Genomic DNA, 2,340 nt, shown 5'->3' on the forward strand with positions numbered 1-2,340 from the left:
AAAGTGCGCTTAAAGGCGATTTTAGGCGGTTTTAAGCCATGTGTGAAAATTTGATATTTTAAAAGTTGCCGATCGGCAACTTTTAGCGGTTTGGGGGATTTATCATTTTCCGACAGCAGGAGGGAATGCACGCTTCCGCGTTTCTCTCCGAGAAACAAAAAAACGGCCTCTGAAAAAGATAAAAATAAGCCCCAAAAGTTGGGGCGTTTTGAAATCTTTTTTAGAGGGGGAAACTCAAGGATTAGATTTTAGGAAATCGTAAAATTGAAGTTGCTGTTTTGGGTCTTTTAGCATGATGCAAAGCCGTTGCATAAAATCATTAGGTGATTCATTCTCTTGCTTCAAATGTTTGAATTTTTTATTTCTGGACATGCCGTAAGAAATTCGGTTGATCTGCATATTTGGAAAATCTATAAACTTAGGTTCATCGACCTGTTTGATTGGTGCTGATTGGATTTTCTTAGAACCAAAGCCGAGCTGTTCCAGTAGCGGATAAAACATCCTGAATTTTTTTGGCTCTAAAAGCATGTCTGCAAGGCGTTTCGTAAAGTCTTCGGATGACTCTCCGATCTCTGCATATTCGCTACCAACTTCGGGCAGTTCAGATAATTTGTGTGCAAACAAATGCCGTTGTGCATCGGTCATTTCGACAAAGAAATCAGGTGTGTTTGGATCTCGTTTAGGGTCGGTTTTTTGTTGTTTTTTTGGCTGTGCCTTCTGTTTAAATCGGAATGAAAAACCAATAATATTACGTCCTCTTTTGTGCTGTTCTTCTTTGACAGTAATATCTGTATTTTCATTGATTTGCTTTAATGATGGTTCTAAAACACGCTTTTTAAAGTCGTGCATTCGATGATATTCACTTTCTAATACTCCCAATCTTTCTCTGAACTCACTTAGCTCAATAATTGGTGTTTTCCCACTACTACGCCAAGCAATCAAAAGTTCATAAAGTCTAATGGCGTAGCCAGTGGAAAGCCCTTTTACTTGCTCTAACTCATAGCTCGTAAATTGTTTTTCTAGCCGAGTTATTAAAGGGATAATTGCAGGTGAAAAAATTAACTCAACAGATGCCGTTTTTTCGATGTATGCAATTTGAGAAACCCAACGTGAGGTAATATGAGCTACTCCTTTTCCTCTTGGTTCTTGATAGCTAAATTGACGAGCAAACAAGTCTTTACAGGCTTCTTTTAGTGCTTGATAAGCACCATTTTTCAATACATCAAAGTGGTTGATATAGCTCTCTGCGTGAATAGTTAAAGGGTCATTCGCATTAATACCTTTACCACTTTCACGGGCTTCAATTATTGCTAAAAGAATTAACCGTTGTTCCACTAGGTCAAGATTGTAGCTGGCATTAATTAAAGCGTTATCTTTCACAATTAAATCTTTCATATAGCGTCTTATTTTATTATGTCGTCTTATTGATCTTATGTGAAGCCTTATCAAGAAGCAATAAGCAGACATATTTTATTTTGTCGCATCTTGCAAACTAAACGTGCTTAAAACGACATGTTTTATTTTGTCTTTCAAAGCACACTAAGTGTCGTCTTATTGAGAATTTCTAGCACACTAAGTGTCGTCTTTTAGCACACTAAGTGTCGTCTTATGTCCTCTGAAACGCACGTATATCAATGCTTTCAGACTGCTTAAAAGCATTTAAAAGCTTTTTTATTATTAAAAGCCCAAAAAAATTAAAAACGGCATTTAAAACTGCCCTATGTTTTCGCTTCGCTCAAACTCTATTGAATCTCGCTGCGCTCGATTCCTGGGGGCAGTTTTTTTCAAAGACCCGCTAGGACGCTAAAAACAAGAATGGATTCGCTTCGCTCATCATGGAGCCAGTGGCTACAGTCGCTTTGCTCTGTAAATCTCGTTATGAAGCAACAGGGAGCTTGTAATCAGGGAAAAGGCAGGGGCAAATTTTTATAATGCTCAGTCGCTCGTAGACACTCGCTCGGTTACTTGATCAATTTGTTTAGTTGTTCTTCAAAATCTTGCTTGTTTAAATCACCTGAAACGTACTGATCATAAAGTTTTTGATGATCTTCAGTGATTTCTAAATCGTAATATTCTCGATCTGATTTCTTTAAAAACACCTCTGACAAACGATTATTTTTTTCAGCATCACTCAATTTCATGGTCTAAATGCTCCTATTTTGCGTTTATTGGCGTTTTTAGCCCTGTTTAGCTAGATTTCCCTGTTTTGAAGAAAAGTGCGCTTAAAGGCGATTTTAGGCGGTTTTAAGCCATGTGTGAAAATTTGATATTTTAAAAGTTGCCGATCGGCAACTTTTAGCGGTTTGGGGGATTTATCATTTTCCGACAGCAGGAGGGAAT

At 37.6% G+C, this 2,340-nt stretch carries 1 protein-coding gene and 1 pseudogene; both read right to left on the minus strand.

The genetic code is table 11. From position 1 onward, the window contains the following. Positions 1-468 precede the first annotated feature (468 nt). Positions 469-1,395, minus strand: a pseudogene (gene repM / locus FTU09_RS13565) (replication initiation protein RepM); the annotation flags it as partial. Positions 1,396-1,961: 566 nt separating this feature from the next. Next, the gene (locus tag FTU09_RS13570) at positions 1,962-2,141 is read right to left on the minus strand and encodes a hypothetical protein (protein WP_020847111.1); all 180 of its coding nucleotides are present in this window, start codon (positions 2,139-2,141) and stop codon (positions 1,962-1,964) included. Positions 2,142-2,340: the final 199 nt, after the last annotated feature.

The organism is Acinetobacter sp. YH12058 (assembly GCF_013419805.1).
GTDB classification, from domain to species: Bacteria; Pseudomonadota; Gammaproteobacteria; order Pseudomonadales; family Moraxellaceae; genus Acinetobacter; species Acinetobacter towneri.